The sequence below is a fragment of the Pedobacter africanus genome (genome assembly GCF_040548825.1).
GTDB classification, from domain to species: domain Bacteria; phylum Bacteroidota; class Bacteroidia; order Sphingobacteriales; family Sphingobacteriaceae; genus Pedobacter; species Pedobacter africanus_A.
The window spans coordinates 661,111-680,705 of record NZ_JBEPSL010000003.1 but is presented as its reverse complement, the minus strand read 5'-3'; the positions used below and the strand labels follow the sequence as shown (position 1 = coordinate 680,705).

The following is a 19,595-nucleotide window of genomic DNA, read 5'->3' as shown; positions in this document are numbered from 1 at the left end:
TCTATATTGCATGTGTTTTCTTTAAATATTCCGCCCATAAAATATAAGCTGCCGAACGCAGGTGCAGCCCGTCTATGCTCAGTTCCTTTTTCAGTTCCCCATCCGGTCCCGCAAATACCTGATGCAGGTCTACATAATTCAGCTTTTCCTGTTTACACAGGGCCAAAAGTTCCCTGTTCATGGCCAGTATGCCGGGGTTCGATAACTTCGCATAAGTAGCGGGCAGCATAGCCTTGTTTACCGGCAGGATGCTTTGTACATATATTTTGGTGTGGGGCGACTCAGCCTTTACCCTGGCAATGATCTTCCGGTAGTTGTTCAGGATTATGTCCTGCGGTGTACCGCGCTTCATGTCGTTGATACCGATCAGGATAAAAAGCTTAGCCGGTTTGGCCGCCAGCACCTCATCCATGCGGGCCAGGATGCCATAGCTCACATCGCCACTGATGCCCCGGTTCACTACCGGTTTACCGGGAATCAGCTCCTGCCATTTTCCGCCCTCGGTAATGCTGTTGCCCAGAAATACAATTTCATTTTTCTGGTTGGGCATACGCTTAAAAAATTCGAGCCGCTGCAGGTAATGCCCATTGGCATAACTGCTGTCTATTCCAGCCTGTGTTTGTGCGCTGCCCAAAAAAGGCAGAACCAATAAAGCTGCACCCGCAAACAGGCATTTCATACCATATTTCATTTCGTTCCTCATTCCACAATTTCTTCAGCCTCTTTTTCTACCGGCATCAAAGGCACCAGCCAGGTCACCACAAAAGCCGGGATGGTGGCAATCAGCACCCAGATAAAAAACTCTTTATAGCCCAGGTAATCGCTCAGCAAACCGCTGATCATGGAAGGGATCATAAAGCCCAGGTTCATCAAACCACTTCCAAAGGCATAATGCGCCATTTTGTATTTGCCCGGGGCGATGTTCTGCATCATAAATAAAATGAGGCCTACAAAACCATAACCATAACCAAAATACTCTATGGCCACTGCCGATGCGATGATGTACAATTCCTGCGGCATAGCTACAGCAAGGAAAGCATAGGCTGCAAAGGGCAGGTTAAAAACAGCACACAGAATGAGCAGTGTACGCCTGGTCAGCCCCTTATTGGATACATAATAACCAGCCACTATAGAACCCAGTACAAAAGCAATGGAACCAAAAACGCCGTACAGTAAACCAATTTCAGAGGTACTTAAACCCAGTCCGCCCGAAGCCCTAGAAGCCTTGAAAAACAAAGGCACAATTTTAATGGCCTGCCCCTCTGCAAAGCGGTAAAAAACAATAAAGCACAGACTATACCAGATATTTTTCTTTTGAAAAAAAGTAATGATCACATCTTTTAGGGTCGCAAAACCTTCCTTAACAGAGCTTAGTTCCTGTGCTTTTCCTCCTTCGGGAAGTACCCGCATATTGTACAGCCCCAGCAAAACCATGATGAGGCCATAGGCAAACATCACCGCCATCCAGGCGTTGTGGATCCCGATCTCTTTTTCCAGCTGACCAGCAAAATACACCAGTACCCCGCCCGAAAAAACCTTGGCAATGTTATAAAAAGCGCCCTGCCAGCCTACAAATTTAGCTTGCAGCTTCGGCGTCAACTCATTCAGGTACACCCCATCGGCAGCCGTATCGTGTGTAGCGCCACTAATGGCGATAATGGTCAGAATGGCAATAGAGAAGCTGAAAAAATGGTTCATCTGCAGCGTTAAAGCCAAAAGGCCAAACAATACGCCGGTAAAGATCTGTGTAGTGTATACAAAGAACTTTTTAGTTTTGTACATCTCCAGAAATGGCCCCCATAGCGGCTTGATGGTCCATGGGAACATGATCAGGGAAGTCCAGAAAGCAATCTGCGTATCGGAGATGCCCATGTTCTTATACATGATAGAACTGGCGCCCGACAGGGCAACAAAAGGAAGCCCCATGGCAAACCAGGTAGTAGGGATCCAGTATATAGGGTTTAAAGTTTTCTTTTCAGGTGTTGGCACTGTCTCTTTTTTTAAAATTAAGTTTTCCAGAACAATTTAGCACGGGTACAATATAGGGTGATTAAGGATACGATGCCTGTAAAGACCAGCCCCTTTAAAAAGCCCCCTGCGGGCAAACCCGAAAGGCTGTCTAAAAGCACATCCCCACCTGTAATTTTCAATAGGGGGATCAGCAGCAGGTTACCGGCGGTATAGGCCACCATCGGATTTTTCCCGTTGTTGCCCAGATAGGTAATGAAGCCGGTAAAGCGGCCCGCTTTTTCAAAAATAACAAAGGACAACAAAGTCAGAAAAGCCAGTCCGGTGGTTACAAAGTAATAGCTGAAGGTAGAAATGTCTTTCCTGATGCCACCTTCGAAGGCCTCAAAAAATAAACCCAGTATCAGCAGGTAAACACCCGCCTGAGCAAACCGCTGGTAAAGCACCTTATCGGCACTTTCGGCGGTATTTTTTAACAGCTGTAAAAGCAATAGCGACAAAACAGCGCTGATCAGCAGATTGGATACCAGCCACCTGTTGTATAAACAAGCCACATTGCAGAGCATGATGAGCAGACACAAGAGCGCAACCAGGCCCATCCCTTTGCTTTTTAACAGCTGTTGATCATCACTTTGCGCCCTGGCCAGCAGCCACTCTCCTGCAAAAGTACCGGGCAGTACAATGAACAGGTATTTCAGGTAATAGAATTTGTACATCCAGGGTAAGGGCGACCAGTTGAATAAAACACTGTTCCAGGTGCCACTGTCTTTGGCGGTCAGCAAAACGGCCATCACCAAAGGTAAAATACCTATCCTTAACAGCAGGCGCTTACGTGTAAACCACCAGATAAAAGTGCCAAACAGGGCCATATTGGCCAGCACGATAATGATGACATCACTGTTCGCTAAATTGAAGCCATTTTTAAAGGGATAAGCGTACAGAAATAGCGCGGCAAGAGCAAAACCGGCAACTTTTATCCCAATAGCAAACGCTTTATGCTGCAGTTTGCTGAAATGTGCATACATCAGGAACAGCAGGAAAAAACAACCTATGGATAAAAGCTGGGCCTGCCACCCAGGCTCGGCATCCATTACCCAGGCACGTGCATAAAAGGTAAACAGGGCAAATACCACCAGCAGCAGGTAGCGCTGAACAATCTGCCCGGCTGTTTTCAGTGCCGGCTGTTCGCTGATCTTTTTTTGCATGGCCAGGGGGATGGCTGCCCCCATGGTAAACAAAAAGAAAGGAAATACCAGGTCTACCCAGGTGATACCGGGCAGTTCCGGTTTAAAAACATGGTATGGCGGCGGCACCTGTGCATGGTACATCCATGCAGGTAAAATGCCAAAGGCAATGCTACTGGAAAGCACCATCAGCAAAATGGCCAGTCCCCGCAAAGCATCTAAAGCCTGTTCTCTTTTCTTCATAGCTGCCGCGGCCCTATTTAACCACTTTAATCTTGAACTCCTTAACTACCGATTTCTCGCCTGTATAATTCACATTCGAACCCACGAAGGTAACCGTATACTCGCCCTCTGCTTTAAAAGCATAGGCATAGGAATTTCTCCGCTGGGTATAATCTTTAATTGGCGTTCCTTTGTCCGGCGACATGTTATCCGGTAAAAAACCTTTTGTAATGTACCAGCCTTCAGATTCTACCAGGCTGCTCATCGGGTCATAATAAAACATATCCGTAGTGTAAATCCATTTGCTGGTCCCGGCCGCGCTTACTGCATCCAGAATGTTTACCGGGTTCCATCCCGCATTGGTACGTGAAGCCAGTACCGTTGATGTACCATCCGGATCGGTAGTGGTCAGGTCAAAGTTATAGATCCTCCAGCCCCGCTGCGTAGAAGTAACTCCCGGAGATGCAGCGCCAACGAATTTAAAACCAAAGAACACAGGTTTGCCCGCAACAAGCTCGTCGGTAATGTCTACCTTACCCGAAGATACTTTGGGCCCCAAAACCCCGGCAGGTGAAACCGATAAAGTAAATTTGCCGGTGATGTCTTTCCAGCTTGCTTTTTTTACGGAAGCCTCGTCATAGGTTCCCGTAAAATCATTGGAAACCATCAGCTTAAGGTTATCCGTCTGACTGCCATACGTTACCTGTGTATTGATGGCGAGTTCTTTTTTCCGCCCTTCCACCACAACGCGGTCTTTGTATTTATATTCCTTGTTTTTCTCTCCCGAATAAAAGGTGATCACATCAGGTGCATCTTTGATGATGAACCTTACCGAGTCGTTAACTTTATATTCCCTTGCTTCAACGGTAACATCAAAAGCAGGGGTTACCACATCATCTTTGGTACAAAATGCCAGGAAAGGCAATAAGGCCAGACCTGCAAGATATTTTTTATTCTTCATGATTATTGATCTATAAATATGAATTACCAGCCTTTATTTTGAACGATCAGTTTATTGAGCATCATCTCGCTCGATGGGATCGGCAGCAAAAGGTTACGCTCGGCCGCAGCATTCTGTGCAAACACCGCAGCAAACTTATAACTTGCCGGGGCTGAAAGCCTGATCACATTCGCTATGGATTCCATGGTTTCCAGGTAAATGCCCCAGCGGATCAGGTCAAACTTCCTCAGTCCTTCATAACCCAGCTCCAATGAACGCTCCTTTCTGATCGCATCACGCAGTTCCTCTTTGGTACCTGCATCCTGAAGCACATATTCTGTTGCCGAAGAGATCGTAGCTGTTGCCACCGCTCCGCTGCCGCCCCCACCGCTTAAAGTTAGGGTTGGCGCCGTGGTAAATTTACTTCCTCTTGAAAGGATATCGATACGGATCACTTTACCACCGGAAATAACCGGCAAAAGCGAAGCATTTGTTCCGCCACCACCGGTGATGGTCAGCGTTGGCACAGAGGTGTAACCCGAACCCTGGTTGCTCAGTGTAACGCTTTTGATCACCTGTCCGTTCAGGTCCATGCCATAGGCGCGTTTCCTCACCAGGTTAACCGCATCCATCGCAGCCTGTGTTGGTCCGTTAACTTCATTTTCTGCTTCAGCAAACATCAGCAATACATCCGAATACCTCAATATCGGGAAATTAATGGGCGTTGTGCCCACGTTTTTAGGCAGCGCAATTTCATACTCCCTTCTCCATTTAGCACTGAACCTGTTGTAGATCTCTGCGCTGGTAAACAGCACCTTGCTGTTGGGCACCGAGTTCACGGTAGCATAGCGGTACGGACTGATAGACCAGTCTCTCCTGTTGTCCAGCGGGTCAAAGGCATTGTAATAAGTTTCCGTAGCATGCGGTACCCCATAGCTGTAGCCGAAATTCCTGTCGGTATTCCCGATTCCGTTGATACTGCCTAAGGAGCCTTCCTCTTCCTGTCCGCCGGTAGCCAGTTTGTTAAATTCAACTTCCCACATGCTTTCCCTGTACTGGGTATCGTATTCGTCCCTGCACATTTTAATGAAAATATTGGAATAATCGGGGTTCAGCTTGTGCGAACCCTCATCGATCACCATTTTGGCCCATTTCCTGGCTTCCGCAAATCGTGCTGTTTCTTTTAAAGGGGCCCCGGCCATCTTCAGGTTTACCCTGGCCAGAATGCCCCATACCACCGTTTTGGTAATCCTGCTGTTGTAGGAATAAGCACTGCTTTCGCTCACCATTCCCGCGGCAGTTTCCATGTCCTTCACAATAAAATCAAAGATCTCTTTTGTGGGAGTATTTTTAAAGCTTACATCCTTTACCGAAGAAGTAGAGCTCAGGCGCAAAGGCACATCTCCCCAGTTATTGGACAACAGGAAATAATAAAAGGCCCGCAAAAACATCGCTTCACCTTTGGCTACCGACTTTTTCTTTGCGTCCATCTCTGCCTTGTCCACATTCTCCAGGAACAGGTTGGCCCTGCTCACCCCATTGTAAAGCACCTCCCAGGAGGTATTTACCGTACCATCAGCTGTAGTGATGTTGCTGATCTGCAGACCGGTGGTTACGGTACTTCTCGATTCAAACCATTCATCACTCTGGTCATTGTCGAAATAAAAGGTCCGCCCGTAAGTACCTGTTTTACCCAGAACATCATAAACCCCTGCCAGCGCGGTATTGATATCAGTTTCTGTTTTAAAATAATTTACCGGCGATATAAAATCAGTTGGACTGGTATCCAGAAATTTAGAGCAGCTGCCCAGCGACAATGCAGACACCAATAGACTATATGTTATAATACGTTTCATTGCTAATTCATTTAAAAGTTTACATTTAAACCCAGTGTTGTAGTAAATGCACGCGGATAAGCCGAATAGTCAAATCCGGGCGTAAGTGCAGATCTTCTGACAGAGACTTCAGGGTCGTAGCCAGAGTAATCAGACCAGGTAACGATATTCTGGGCAGCCACATAAACCCTGGCACCTTTTACCTTTATCCGTTTCAAAAAGGCCGTAGGCAGGGAATAAGACAGCTGTACCGTTTTTAACCTGATGAAAGAACCATCTTCCACCACACGTGTAGAATAAGCCATATTGGTAGTCCCCCTTACACCAGGCATGTTGGAATCCGGGTTTTCGGGCGACCAGCGGTTGGCATAGGAAGCAAACTGATTGGTATTGATGAGCATCCCGGTTTCCAGGGCCAGGCGGTTGGCATTGTACACCTCATTGCCGTACGACCATTGAAAGAAGACGTTCAGGTCAAAATTCTTATAGGTAAAATTATTGGAGAAACCACCGCTGTGAATCGGAAGCGGATTACCAATTACCGTTCTGTCGTTCGCATCAATTACCAGGTCCCCGTTCAGGTCTTTGTATTTGATATCGCCCGGCTGGACATTGGCCCTGGTCTCGCCATTTGCCGTAATGTTGTCTTTAAGGATAAAGCTGTTCGGACCTAGCTGGTTAAAATCCTCGTATTTGTAAACACCTTCCCATATATAGCCATAAAATTGCGCTACCGGTTTGTTCAGTTTTGCGATATAACCCGGTAAGGTTTCCCAGCCGGCACCCCAGGCCTGAACAGAGGTGAGGCTCAGCTCATTTTCTGCCAGTTCCAGCACCTTGTTCCTGTTAAAGGAAATGTTGAAGTTTGTAGACCATTTAAAATCCTTGCTACGTACAGGGGTGGCGTTCAGGGTAAACTCCAGACCTTCGTTTCTAACTTTACCAATGTTGTTGAACTGCCGGGTATAGCCGGTACTGGAAGGCAGACTGGCATTGAGCAGCAGATCACTGGTGTTTTTGCGGTAAGCGTCTATTTCAAAGCTGATGCGGTCTTTCAGGATCCCTACATCCAGACCAATATCCATCTGCTCTGTTTTTTCCCACCTCAGGTCGGCATTGCCCATACTGGCCGAGTAACTGCCATTTACCAATTGGTTCCCGAACGAATATCCGGCCGTTAATGGTACAATATAATTAGAGAAGGCCGAGAAATCCCCGGAGCCATTGTTTCCGGTAAAACCATAAGAGGTCCTCAATTTTGCTGAGGAAATAAACTTCAGTTTTTTCATGAAAGGCTCAGCACCAATTTTCCAGGCAAAAGCCCCCGAAGGGAAATAGCCCCATTTCTGGTTGATAAACCTGGAAGATCCATCCGCCCTGAACGAAGCTGTAAAAAGGTATTTAGACCGGTAGTTGTAATTGACCCTGCTCAGGAAAGAAGCGAGCGTATTATTTGTTGTTGTAGATTGTATGGCCAATGGAACGCCCTCGTCCAGACCGCTAAGTCCAAGGCCTTCATTGGGCAGCAATTTTGCCGTAGCCCCGAAAGACCTGCCTTTTCCAGCCTGAATGGTAAATCCACCCACCACATCAAGCACATGATCTTCATTAAATTTCTTGTGGTACGAAAGGGTATTTTCATTCAGCCAGTTCATGGAATTGAAAATGGTAATCCCCCCGTTTATTTTGTTGTTGGTACTCGGATTACCCGTTCTGCTGCCAGAATTGTTGAAAACATCGAACTGCTTGGTGCCTTTTGTGGCCCCGCCGCTAACTTTCAGTTTCAGGTTGGGCAGAATGGCATACTCTGCATACCCGTTTACGATGAAGGTCTCCCCTACATCCTGGCGCAATTCATTTTTGGTGGTGAATATCGGGTTGAACCTGAATTCCGAAGGCCCCTGTTCAATTTCCGGGTCCTGCGGAACCTCGATCAGGTCGACCGAGGAGCCAAACTGCGGAATAGGCCGGTAAGCCCACACACTGTACAGCAGGTTCAATTGGTTCTGGTAAGTACTCTGAGAAGGCGGGGTGCCAAAATTTTTGGCAGTAGCATAACTGGTGCTCAGTCCCACCTTAAGGCGTTTGTTCACTTCCTGGTCAAGCGTAAGCCTGCCCTGCAAACGGTTATAGCCCGAGTAAATGATGATCCCGTCCTGATCAAAATAAGAAAGGGAAGCACTGTATTTTGTTTTTTCTGTACCCCCTACCAGGCTAAGGTTATGGTTCTGCATGGGCGCAGTACGCATGATCTGGTCTTCCCAGTCAATCCCTTTAACACCTTTATAATAATCCAATGGTACATCGGTATTCTCAATCTCGTTTAACTTGGTCAGGTAAAGCCTTTTGGTCGTAACCGGGTCAATCTCGTACTGAAGTTTTACATATTCGTAAGGATCAAGTAGTTTCATCCGCTTGTTGTTGTTCTGCAAGCCGAAATAAGTATTGTAACTGATGGCCGGGGCACCTATTTTACCGCGTTTGGTAGTCACAACTACTACACCATTTGCACCCCTGGCACCATAAATAGCAGTTGCAGAGGCATCTTTTAAAACATCTATAGATTCAATATCTGCCGGATCGATGGAGGAAAGCGGGTTTGAAGCATTCAAAGCCGAATTGTTCACATCTTCCATCGGAAAGCCGTCTACCACAAAAAGCGGGGAGTTGTTCTGGGTGATGGAGTTACCGCCACGGATCACGATGTCGACGGTACCACCGGGCCCGCCTTCAGATGACACCACCTGCACACCTGCTACCCTGCCGCCCAGTGCTTCATCAAAGGACCTTACAGGGGCCTTGGCAAGGTCTGCAACATTTACGCTGGCTACAGATCCGGTCAGGTCCTTTCTTTTCACCGTACCGTAACCAATCACCACCACATCATTCAGCTGAGATACAGACTCCTTCAGCGTTACCTTCATCGGTCCGCTGCCAATTGTTGCCGTAGCCTCTTCAAAACCAATGTAACGGAACACCAGCACTGAGCTGCCTGCAGGCACTTTAAGCTGAAAACTTCCTTTCGAATCGGTAGTAGCCGTAATTTTCTGGTCTTTAACCTGAACGACCACCCCAGCCAGCGGCTCGCCCTTCAGGTCGTTCACCTGGCCGTTAACCGTACGCTCTCGGTCACGCTCTCTCCCGCTCTCCTGTGCCATGGTCATTAAAGAAATGCACATGAGCAGGGCAAAACACCCCCCTCCGCGTAGCCACCCTTTAATTTTTGTAAAAATTTGTTGCATAATGTGGTTTGGTTAGAATTTATAATCTTGTTCGGTTTATTTGTTTTTAAGCATGCCGTTAAAGTCGACCGCAATAGCAAAGGGATCTAAAAAATGATCTATTAAAATGGCCAGCTGCCTTCTGCTCAGACTGCTTTCGGCCTTCACTTGTCCAGCCATCCCTGCATTCAAAACTTCCAGCAGTTCTGCTGCACTGATCTTCCTTTTTGCTGCTGCCGAAAAAAGCGCTGCAGCAAAGCCTGCATCGGTAAGTTTACCGGAAGCATGCAGCTGTGCAGGAATGGAATAATAAGTACGCATGCCATTGGCCAGCTCATATTCGTTAACAGGTTGTTCCGGGTAAAACCAGGTTTGGTTGGCCCATTTATAAGGAATACCTGTGCCTTTAAGGATGCCCGTAGCCCCAATTTTTTGCAGGGTTTTAAAGTCTTTATCGGCCGGTTTTACATCTATAAAGGGCATAAGGTAGGCCTTACTGTCCAGCAAGGCCAGCTGCACTTCCCTGATGTTTACTTCTGCAGGCTGCTGTTTGTTTTTTATCGCAACTGCCGCCAGGGCCCCTGCTGCCTGCCCTACGGTAAGTACCACCGGCTGCAGCCTGCTTGCGCCAGCTACAATATTGGTTACGCTAATGCTTTTTTCGGCCACAATCAGCCCCTCACCGGTAGCGGGCACCAATGCACCCAGGGGAATATTGTAGGCCGGCACTTTGATGTTGATGAAATCAATCTGCGGGGCATCCGGATTTTTAAGGTGATGGTGATCAATCGGATAATCGCCTATCGCAATACCTGTACGGTATAAGCTGTTCTTTTGCTGGTAAGGGGCAGTAACATCGTTTACATTTAAAGTTACCATGCCCTTCAGGCGCCTCGATTCCCTGTGGTAGGGGATCATCGGCAGTTTATCTTTGGTAGGGAACTCATCGTCGGCAATGCCCAGGTGCTTAAAGCCCAGCCGGGTCTGCAGGTGGTAAACAAACCTTAAACTGTGCAGTTTGGCCACTTTCAGGGCCGCATCACGGTCCTTTTTGGCCATTTCTATGATATTCAGGTAAATGTCGTTACCGCATTTAGGCCAGTTGATCATGTACTTGTTGTTGGGCAGCTTACCATAGGTGATCATCTGGTTGCAATCTATAGCCCTCTTGCGCTGATCGGCAGCCGGATCGGTAATGTCGCAGCAGCATTCAAATTCTTTGGGGTCGTAGCCCTCCGGTTTGGGTATGGTTTTATCGGCTCCCCTGCCATAATCTTTCAGGACTACCACATAGGTCAGGTCCTGAATGATGTCATTGGCCTTTTCAGGGGCAAAAGACTCGCCGGTATCCTGTCGGCTATCCATTCCCACACGGTAAGGGATTTTCAGGAAAGCCATCACATCGCCCAGTTCCGTAGCATCTATGATCAGGTCGGCCGTAACTACAGCCGGTTTTCCATTTACCCGCACTTCGGCCTTCCATTTTTTACCTGTACGGCTTATATTTTTCCATTCTGTTTTATACCATATGCTCAGGTTAGGGTGGCTGGCCAGTTCCTTTAATTTTCTATTGCCAACCGATGGCTCGAACAGGGTATTGCTTACCCATCCGGTTTCCACCGCTTTAGGGCCACCATAATAATCATAAAGTTTTTGCCTGAATTCGCCCCAAAGGCCCGAAGGCATCTGATGGTTGCCATCAATAGCCGCAACACCAGCAGAGGTCAGCATTCCTCCCAGCCATTCGGTTTCTTCAACAATAAGCGTTTTTATGCCCATTCTGGCAGCCTGAATGGCAGCAGTAGTTCCACTGGCACCACCTCCTATAACCAGCAGCTGCGTAGGATATTCTTTGGCCGCTGCAGGCAAGACCGGAGCCAGAAAAACGAACAGTAAAAAACGGAAAATATACTTCATGATAGCTAAGATTTCTTTTTAATGATCAGCGCAGTCATAACCGGGCGCTCTGCTCCATCCGAAGGTTTAACGGTTTGTTTGGCCCTTACCGTTAAGGAGGTAGAACCACCGCCATCTAAATTCACGGCGCCAACGCAGCCCATATCTTTCATCAGCTGGGCCAGTTCAGCTAAATTTAAACCTGCCCCTCCCGTACTGTTGTTGCCCTCTACGGCAAGCAGCACGATCATATTGTTTTTGGTATACCCTATGGCAGATCGGGCGCGTGAGGAGGTATTGTCGATATCGATCAGTTCCTCACCATCCGTGATATTGATCTTATCGTCTTTAACCAGCATCGGCGAACCGCCAATTGCAGCTTTAACGTCCCACACAACGCCACCTGCCGGAACTGTGGCCGTTGGCACAGGTTTGGCTGGGGTATTGATCAGGTTTGCAGCCGGGGCCGGATAGGAATAAACGGTCCCGTTTCCGCTCCCCACATGGTAAATCCAGGTTACATCCGGCACACCGTCAGCCGAAATTCCAAATGCTGCCCTTGTAGGATAATAAGTGGTGTTTACCCCATTTAAGGGCCGTGTTAAAGATTTGATATTGATGGCATTTACCAGCCCCTGGTACATGGCCAGGCTGTAAGATGCATTTGTTCCAAAAAAACCTCCATTGATGCAGGCATACCTGAAGCCCTTTTCTTCGGTATAAAAAGCAGAGACCTTTTTATTGGTGGTAGCCAGCAAAGGCTTTAGCTCCAGATCAGATTTAGGATCAAAAACAACACAATAGGCTACCAATGCTTTTCCATTAAATAAAGTTGTATTCTGATAAACCTGGATCCCATTAGGAAAATCAGCCATCAGGTGAATTGCTTTTTTCCAGGCTGGCGATAAATTGATCAGCGGAGTGGAATCAACAACCACTGCAGGCTCTTCAGGATCGGTTTCAACGCCCTTTTTAGATTTACTGCAGGCAGCCAACACGATTGCTCCCGCCATAAGAATACATGCAAAGTTTGATTTTAAGTTCATAATGGTTTGGTTATGCAGTAAATATAGGAATTTTATTAAATAAATTAAAAACTTTACAAACGTTTTGTTAAAATATTTTTAAAAGACCCTATATGTTCCCCATAAACCATAAAAACTATTTTGCCGGCATTCTGCGCTGCAGTTCGGTTAGCGGCAGCTTTAACAAGCGCCCCAGCTGCTGCCCTTTCCGATAGGTAACCACACGAATACTTTGCGCACCTTTAGGGACAGAAAGCGGCGTACCTTTATAAACAGGATAATATTGATCAGGATCGGTATCGTCAAATGAATAGTGAATATCCAGCCCCTCAACTTCGGTTGAAAGCTTCAGCAGCATTTCTTTGTTAATTCCGGGTGCTGCAGTAACGATGGCATCATAAAAATAGCGCGAACAGGCAACCTGCTCACGGTCCAGCACCGGCAGGTGGCTTTCCACCCGCTTTACAAAATTGTTCCAATCGCTTTTATTGTCGGCCGACCATAGCACTTCGCTCAGCGCAAAGGCCCTTGGCCAGGTCATCGACTGCAGTTTACGTTCATTGGGTACCTGTTCTGTCCACAAACTTCCTTGTCCGCCCAGCACATTTTCTGCCTTAATGCCCTTTGGCAGCGGATCAAACTGAAAAGTAGTACTCAGCCTGTTTACCGTAAAAATGGCATTCTCCAGGTAGGGATCGCCCTGATAAAAATCCAGGTAGGTAAAAAATGCAGGGGTCATCACCACCTGCTGGCCTTTATTGGCCGATAACAAACCACCTTTACTGTCTTTCCAGCTCATTACCGCCATTTCATCCGGCAAGCCGCCAGGCAAATTCTCGTACCAGCCCATCGGCTTTTTTCCTTTCGACAGTACAATCTGCGCTACCCTTTTCAGAAAATAAGACTGCAGTTCTTCCGCGCTTCCCAAATGCTCGTCTTTAATTTTTTGCTGGCATACGGGGCATTTATCCCAGTAAGCCCTCGAAACCTCATCCCCACCAATATGTATATATTTTGAAGGAAAGAGCGCTGCGATTTCTGTGATCACTTTATCGAGCGCCATAAACACCGAATCATTGGCAGCACACAGCACATTGGTGCGCGAAGCATTCCAGGGATCTCCGGCCAGAACCTGTTGCGGCCTTTTGGTGCAGGACAATTCGGGATAAGCCGCAATCATGGCCAGACTGTGCCCCGGCACATCAATTTCGGGTACAATCTCTACAAAACGCTGCTGCCCATAGGCCACCAGTTCCCTGATGTCTTCCTGTGTATAAAACCCTCCGCTTGTAGCCTTTTCATTTGGTTCGGGCGCTTGTTGTCCCCTCCAATAGCCAGTCCTGGGCACACGCCAGGCCCCAACCGCTGTTAATTTTGGCAAAGACCTGATCTCTGCACGCCAGCCCTGGTTATCGGTCAGGTGCAGGTGCAGCGTATTCAATTTATACTTTGCCATCTGGTCTATATAGCGCTTCATCACCGCTTTGGTAAAAAAATGCCTGCTTACGTCAACCATCAGGCCCCTCCATTTAAAACGGGGATAATCCTCAATGGCCACAGCAGGGATCACATAAGCATCGCCTTTTGGATTTCGCGTAGCCCCAACCGACAACAGCTGCATAAATGTTTGCATGCCATAAAACCAGCCTGCAGGCCTGGCAGCCCTGATCCGTACCCCGGCGCTGTTTATTTCCAGTTCATAAGCCTCATCCCCTTTGCCCTTCAGGCAGTTTTCATCCTGTATCAGGCGGATTACATTGCGCACTCCGGGTTTCAGACGTTTCAAATGCGCTAAAGGTTTTCCGCCTGTGCGCTGTCCAGCTGCAAGCGGCAGGGTAAAACCGGTAGCCAGCTTTAAGCGCGCAGCAAACAAAGCAGCAAAACCGGTATCAGTTGCCGCAGGCAAAACAATTGAAGTCCTGGCATTCAGCACAAAATTCCCCTTGCCGGGCTCAAGCCTTACCGGCCTCGGTATAAGGTCCGGACTTTGTGCCCGGGCATTAAAAAACAAAACCAAAAGCAAAGCAGCAGCAGGGGCCATCCTAAGGGAGGCCAATTTGAATAGGATTTTAAACATGAGTGTAAATTATAAGGAGAACCTTAGCATTTTTATTTAACTTCGCGATAAATCTATAAGTTTTTAATAACTTTTGAGATATATATTAATTATTTTTAATAAGATTCTGTACAGAACTGTTAAATTCGATACAAAAGATATTTTAATGAAAACAGCGCTTTTTGAAGAACCAAATGATATCCTGACGGGGGTTGCCTATAAAAACATCCACATCAGAAAAACCATTGTGTCGTATTTTGCCGATGCGGGCAATGCTACCATAGCCGACCTTTGTAAGGAGACCAATTTAAGCGTTCCCAAAGTAACTGCCCTGATTACAGAACTCATTGCCGACGGACTGGTAAAAGACTTCGGCAAAGTAGGTTCTACAGGCGGCCGCAGGCCCAATATATATGGACTGGTGCCAGATTCCGGTTTCTTTTTAGGGGTAGATGTGAAGCACAACCACCTGAACATCGGCTTGATAGACCTGCAGAAAAAGCCGATCAAAATATCCCGAAACGTACCTTATACCCTAAACAATACTGCAGAATCGCTGGCATCGCTTTGCGAACTGATCCGCAATTTTATCAGGGAAGCCAATACCTCAACCGGCAAGATCCTGGGACTGGGCCTGAACCTTTCGGGACGCATCAATTACGCCACAGGTTACAGTTACAGCTTTTTTCATTTCAACGAAGACCCGCTGAGCCAGGTCCTGGAGCGGGAGCTGAACATCAAAACCTATCTGGAAAACGACTCCCGGGCCATGGCCTACGGGGAGTTCAACTGCGGTGTAGTGAAAGAAGAAAAGAACGTACTGTTCCTGAACCTGGATTACGGTCTGGGTATGGGCGTAATGATCAATAACGAGCTGTATTACGGAAAATCGGGCTTTGCAGGCGAACTTGGCCATATCCCCCTCTTCAACAACGAGATCATTTGCCAGTGCGGTAAAAAAGGCTGCCTGGAAACCGAGGCTTCAGGGCGCGCATTGATCAGCATGTTCAAAGAAAAGCTTTTGGCCGGATCGTCTACTGTACTGAACAAAAAAGCGACCGACGACATACAGATGCAGGACATCATCAATGCTGCAAACAACGACGATGTGCTTTCTATAGAACTACTGGCCAAGATTGGTGAAAAACTAGGCAGGGGTATTGCACTGCTCATCAACATCTTTAACCCCGAACTGGTCATCATCGGGGGTGCACTGGCCGCCACCGGCGAGCACCTGCACCTGCCCATCAAAAGCGCAGTCAACAAGTTCTCTTTAAGCCTGGTCAATACCGACACCCAGTTAAAAACCTCTAAACTTGGCGAAGATGCCGGTGTAATGGGCGCCTGCTTGCTGGTCAGAAAAAGGCTTTTAGAGTACCCACTCTAAAAGCTTTTTTTCGTTTTTTCTATTTTACAGCAGCCATATCAACCGGAATAAACACCAGCGGAGTTGGCAAACAGGAAGCACCCGGCGGCGAATAGGTTAGTTTAATGGTTTGTTCCTCTCCGTTTTTTGCCGGAGGAAAAACCTGTACCAGTATCGCTTCAGGCGCAGCTTTAGTCACCAGTCTGTCGTTAGGCAACTGGATAATCCCCTCGTTAAATTTACCTTTGCTTACTACCATTGTGGCTGCCATTCCGTTGCACCACTGGTTATCGCCCGAACGCGAGTTCCAGGTAACCAGGGCCAGGCCTTTACCATCTGTACTTTTCCATTTCAGCTCTATTTCATACATCACCCCATAGTTACCGGCCAGTGTAGATGCTTTACCACTCACCCCTTCAACACCAAGCACCCATGGATCTCTGTCACCATCAGCAAGCACCAGTTCAGCTACCCCGTTCTTCGTATCCAGTACTTCTGTTGAAGTGACCTTGTAATTGCTCACGCCAAACAAACCGCGGCCGGCATTTTTATGCCCGGTAGGGATAACTGATTTGATCCTGCCCAAAGCTACAGAACCAGGGGTTTTCAGGTCGGTCTGGATTACACTGATCTCACCCGGCTGATCGATCACAAACTCATAAAAACCATGGGTCAGTTCGTCAAATTTAACCACATTGCGTTCCAGCTGCTCATCAATAGCAATAGCTTGTCCCGGCGCCACTTCACGGATCTGCTCCGATCCTTTCGAAGCAAAATAATCGGCAAGCCCTTGTTTGCCTATAAGAAAATAGTTTGCGCTTGGCTTTTGCGAGGAATATTTCAGCATGCGGATGTGCATTTTCTGCTTACCGGTATTTTTAATTACAGCGGTTATTTTACGGTCTATTTTCGCAGGCTCTTTTACGCCATTTACATTATATACATACAGTCTTACCGCGCCAGGTGCTACCTGCTCTTTCAAAGCAATCCCTTCGGGGATACGGATGTATTCCGGATCGTCTGAAATGATGAACTGCGGACCTGGCAATACCACTTTCTGGTATTTGATATCGGCTGGTTTGATGGCAAAAAAATCCTTCATCAGCACAACATTTCCCTGCTTTGCTTTCAATAAAGCCGCAGCATCTTCGGGTTTCAGCACCTGGGCATTCAGCTGCAGTGTACCGCAAACCAGTGCCAGGCCAAGTGTAGTTTTTAAGTTTTTAAAGTTCATATTTTATTTGTGTATTGGTGTCAGTTGATTTCCGTTCTGGCCAGTTCCTGAAAAAACCGGAAATGGGCATGAATGCTTTTAGACCAGTAGCCTCCGGTATGTGCACCCGGCTGGGTAATATAGGTAGCCTTAATTTTAAGCTCATCACATTTTTGCCGGAACTGGTTATTGGCCTTATAAAGGTAATCTTCCGTTCCGCAATCAAAAATCAGGGTTTTATTTAAGCCTTTTATCTTTTCCAGCCGGTTAACCGGCGAATACTCATCAAATGCGCTGTTCTCTTCCGAATAAGTGCCCAGCAGGTTGGCAATGGTGGTTTTTTTAAACCCCGAGTGCCTCAGGTTAAGTACGCCCGAGGTGCTGCCTGCACTCAGAAATGCATCAGGATGGTTCAGAAAGAGGTACATGGCCCCAAAACCACCCATACTGGCCCCGGTAAGGAACAGTTTCTGCTGATCTATTTGGTAATGTGTAGCTATTTCAGGCAGTAGTTCCTTCATGAAAAAATCTTCGTACTGCAAACTATCGGCCTGCGGTGAATTCAGGTACCAGCTCTTTTTGAGGCCATCCGGACAAACCACTATAAAATTATAGGTATCGGCCAGCTGCTGAATGTCAGTAAGTTTGCTCCAGGACCTGTAATTGGCCGAATGCCCATGCAGCAGGAATACCACAGGATATTTATGATCTTTCAGATAAGCACCCGGTTTGTACACCAGTACACTATCAGCCGTTTTAAGGTAACGCGATTTCAATACCATAAGTTCCTGCGCTTTGGCCGGAGAGAACTGAAAAAGCGTCAGCAGAAAAAAACAACAAACCTTACTTATTAATTTAAACAGCTTCATTTTTAATTTTTATCATAAAGTTGATCAGTAACAACCCATCTTTTCTAAAAAACATGCGCATCAGCAGATAAACCTGCCCTCACACACTGTTGCAGCCAAACTCACCTTTCCTACTGAATCTCCTTACATCGGCCAATCAGCCTGTGAATATAAATATATTTTAATAACTAATACATATATATTATTATTTTTAATAAAGTTAAACCATGCCGATCTACTATCTATAGCCAGGACTTCCCTCGATTACAAATAAATAGCTTTAATTTGCGTTGGTTACTGCTATAAAAACAAAGATTTATTTAAGGATTTGCACAGTATAAAAAATGGGAAGAACTTTTTTTGAAGAACTAAACAGCGAAAACGTAACGGGGGTTGCCTATAAAAATGTAAGCCTTAAAAAAAACGTACTCAGTTATTTTGCCAATGTGGGCAACGCCACCATTGCCGATCTTTGCAAAGAACTGAACCTTAGTGCACCCAAAGTAACCGCCCTTTTGGGCGATCTGATACAGGACGGTCTGATTAAAGATTACGGCAAAGTGGAGTCCACCGGAGGCCGTAAGCCCAATTTATACGGACTGGTACCGGATTCCGCTTTTTTTATAGGTGTAGACATCAAACAAAACCACATCAACATCGGCCTGTCAGACCTCCAGAAAAACCTGATCAAGGTATCGGAAAAACTACCTTATAAATTAGACAACAACAAGGAATCACTGGAAGCCTTATGCACACTGATCAACGATTTTGTGACCGAGCTGACCCTTCCGAAAGAAAAAATACTGGGCCTGGGCATCAACCTGTCGGGTCGCATCAATTACGCAACCGGTTACAGCTACAGCTTCTTTTATTTTAATGAAGAGCCCCTCAGCAAGATCATTGAATCAAAAACCGGCATCCGGGTATTCCTGGAAAACGACTCCAAGGCTATGGCCTATGGCGAATTCTCGGCCGGAGTGGTGGGTACAGAAAAGAATGTGCTGTTCCTGAACCTGGACCACGGCATAGGCCTGGGCATACTGGTAAACGGGCAACTCTATTACGGCAAATCGGGTTATGCGGGTGAGTTTGGCCATATCCCTTTGTTCGACAATGAGATCATCTGCCACTGCGGTAAAAAAGGCTGCCTGGAAACAGAGGCATCTGGCTGGGCATTAATCCGCATGTTTAAGGAGCGCCTGCAGGAAGGTTCATCTTCTATCCTTACCCAAAGCCATAGCAATTTAGCCGAACTGGAAATGGACGACATCATTAATGCGGCCAACAACGATGATGTCCTGGCCATAGAGCTGATTGCAAGGATCGGTGAAAACCTGGGCCGGGGTATTGCATTGCTGATCAACCTGTTTAACCCGGAGCTGGTCATTTTAGGGGGCAGCCTTGCCGCCACAGAAGAGTACATCAGATTGCCGATAAAAAGCGCCATCAACAAATATTCTTTAAGCCTGGTAAACCAGGATACCATTTTAAAAATGTCTAAACTGGGAGAACGCTCCGGGATCATTGGTGCCTGCTTACTGGTACGCAACCGTTTATTGTCGCTGAGCTAACTATGAAAAACAACCGTTCTCTGACGAGGTAATTTTTCTTTTAATCCGCTTTTAGGCTCAGAAAGCTGACACCTGGTGTTTATACAGCTTTTGTAATGAATTGAATATAATAAGATATTCATAAAATAATAATACAATAATTCGAATACCATTCAGTTACTTTTTATTTACCTTTTCAATACCCTTCCTATACCATATAAGGTATAAGAAGGGTATAGGAACCCTATTGAATGGGTATTTTAATTACTGT

At 46.7% G+C, this 19,595-nt stretch carries 13 protein-coding genes; 2 read left to right on the top strand and 11 right to left on the bottom strand.

The window, feature by feature from the left end; translation table 11 throughout:
• Nucleotide 1: 1 nt before the first annotated feature.
• The 9 genes from ABIE26_RS18670 to ABIE26_RS18630 form a co-directional block, all read right to left on the bottom strand.
• On the bottom strand, nt 2-703 hold the full coding sequence (locus ABIE26_RS18670; protein WP_310144738.1) for a GDSL-type esterase/lipase family protein: 702 nt from the start codon (nt 701-703) through the stop codon (nt 2-4).
• On the bottom strand, nt 700-1,989 hold the full coding sequence (locus ABIE26_RS18665) for an MFS transporter (protein WP_310144736.1): 1,290 nt from the start codon (nt 1,987-1,989) through the stop codon (nt 700-702). Before ABIE26_RS18665 ends, ABIE26_RS18670 begins: the two co-directional genes overlap by 4 nt.
• A gap of 17 nt (nt 1,990-2,006) precedes the next feature.
• Nucleotides 2,007-3,395, bottom strand: a complete 1,389-nt coding sequence (locus ABIE26_RS18660; RefSeq protein ID WP_310144735.1) for a DUF5009 domain-containing protein — start codon at nt 3,393-3,395, stop codon at nt 2,007-2,009.
• A gap of 13 nt (nt 3,396-3,408) precedes the next feature.
• Nucleotides 3,409-4,335: a DUF5017 domain-containing protein gene (locus ABIE26_RS18655; RefSeq protein WP_310144733.1), complete on the bottom strand. Its 927-nt coding sequence runs from the start codon at nt 4,333-4,335 to the stop codon at nt 3,409-3,411.
• A gap of 23 nt (nt 4,336-4,358) precedes the next feature.
• A complete protein-coding gene (locus tag ABIE26_RS18650) occupies nt 4,359-6,170 on the bottom strand; it encodes a RagB/SusD family nutrient uptake outer membrane protein (RefSeq protein WP_310144731.1) in 1,812 nt (603 codons plus the stop codon).
• Between the two features lie 11 nt (nt 6,171-6,181).
• Nucleotides 6,182-9,391 carry a SusC/RagA family TonB-linked outer membrane protein gene (locus ABIE26_RS18645; protein WP_310144729.1) on the bottom strand — a complete coding sequence of 1,070 codons (3,210 nt, stop codon included), beginning with the start codon at nt 9,389-9,391 and terminating at the stop codon, nt 6,182-6,184.
• A gap of 36 nt (nt 9,392-9,427) precedes the next feature.
• Nucleotides 9,428-11,287: an FAD-dependent oxidoreductase gene (locus tag ABIE26_RS18640; protein WP_310144728.1), complete on the bottom strand. Its 1,860-nt coding sequence runs from the start codon at nt 11,285-11,287 to the stop codon at nt 9,428-9,430.
• A gap of 5 nt (nt 11,288-11,292) precedes the next feature.
• Nucleotides 11,293-12,312 carry a phosphodiester glycosidase family protein gene (locus ABIE26_RS18635; protein ID WP_310144726.1) on the bottom strand — a complete coding sequence of 340 codons (1,020 nt, stop codon included), beginning with the start codon at nt 12,310-12,312 and terminating at the stop codon, nt 11,293-11,295.
• Nucleotides 12,313-12,427: 115 nt separating this feature from the next.
• Nucleotides 12,428-14,368 (bottom strand): beta-N-acetylhexosaminidase, encoded by a 1,941-nt coding sequence (locus ABIE26_RS18630; RefSeq protein WP_310144724.1) that lies wholly within the window; start codon nt 14,366-14,368, stop codon nt 12,428-12,430.
• 145 nt (nt 14,369-14,513) lie between these two features.
• Here ABIE26_RS18630 and ABIE26_RS18625 point away from each other — a divergent pair, with 145 nt between their 5' ends.
• Complete coding sequence (locus ABIE26_RS18625; RefSeq protein ID WP_310144722.1) at nt 14,514-15,734, top strand: ROK family transcriptional regulator; 1,221 nt, start codon at nt 14,514-14,516, stop codon at nt 15,732-15,734.
• A gap of 19 nt (nt 15,735-15,753) precedes the next feature.
• Here ABIE26_RS18625 and ABIE26_RS18620 read toward each other — a convergent pair whose 3' ends face one another.
• Nucleotides 15,754-16,947, bottom strand: coding sequence for a copper amine oxidase (locus ABIE26_RS18620; protein WP_310144720.1), 1,194 nt, complete (start codon nt 16,945-16,947; stop codon nt 15,754-15,756).
• A gap of 20 nt (nt 16,948-16,967) precedes the next feature.
• Nucleotides 16,968-17,795 (bottom strand): alpha/beta hydrolase, encoded by an 828-nt coding sequence (locus tag ABIE26_RS18615; RefSeq protein ID WP_310144717.1) that lies wholly within the window; start codon nt 17,793-17,795, stop codon nt 16,968-16,970.
• Between the two features lie 323 nt (nt 17,796-18,118).
• On the opposite strand from ABIE26_RS18615, the gene ABIE26_RS18610 reads away from it, so the two are divergent.
• Nucleotides 18,119-19,345 (top strand): ROK family transcriptional regulator, encoded by a 1,227-nt coding sequence (locus ABIE26_RS18610; protein WP_310144715.1) that lies wholly within the window; start codon nt 18,119-18,121, stop codon nt 19,343-19,345.
• Nucleotides 19,346-19,595: the final 250 nt, after the last annotated feature.

Coding starts and splice junctions, on each gene's coding strand:
- ABIE26_RS18670 (WP_310144738.1), bottom strand. CDS start 703: ATGAGGAACGAAATGAAATATGGTATGAAATGCCTGTTTGCGGGTGCA.
- ABIE26_RS18660 (WP_310144735.1), bottom strand. CDS start 3,395: ATGAAGAAAAGAGAACAGGCTTTAGATGCTTTGCGGGGACTGGCCATT.
- ABIE26_RS18655 (WP_310144733.1), bottom strand. CDS start 4,335: ATGAAGAATAAAAAATATCTTGCAGGTCTGGCCTTATTGCCTTTCCTG.
- ABIE26_RS18650 (WP_310144731.1), bottom strand. CDS start 6,170: ATGAAACGTATTATAACATATAGTCTATTGGTGTCTGCATTGTCGCTG.
- ABIE26_RS18645 (WP_310144729.1), bottom strand. CDS start 9,391: ATGCAACAAATTTTTACAAAAATTAAAGGGTGGCTACGCGGAGGGGGG.
- ABIE26_RS18640 (WP_310144728.1), bottom strand. CDS start 11,287: ATGAAGTATATTTTCCGTTTTTTACTGTTCGTTTTTCTGGCTCCGGTC.
- ABIE26_RS18635 (WP_310144726.1), bottom strand. CDS start 12,312: ATGAACTTAAAATCAAACTTTGCATGTATTCTTATGGCGGGAGCAATC.
- ABIE26_RS18630 (WP_310144724.1), bottom strand. CDS start 14,368: ATGTTTAAAATCCTATTCAAATTGGCCTCCCTTAGGATGGCCCCTGCT.
- ABIE26_RS18625 (WP_310144722.1), top strand. CDS start 14,514: ATGAAAACAGCGCTTTTTGAAGAACCAAATGATATCCTGACGGGGGTT.
- ABIE26_RS18620 (WP_310144720.1), bottom strand. CDS start 16,947: ATGAACTTTAAAAACTTAAAAACTACACTTGGCCTGGCACTGGTTTGC.
- ABIE26_RS18615 (WP_310144717.1), bottom strand. CDS start 17,795: ATGAAGCTGTTTAAATTAATAAGTAAGGTTTGTTGTTTTTTTCTGCTG.
- ABIE26_RS18610 (WP_310144715.1), top strand. CDS start 18,119: ATGGGAAGAACTTTTTTTGAAGAACTAAACAGCGAAAACGTAACGGGG.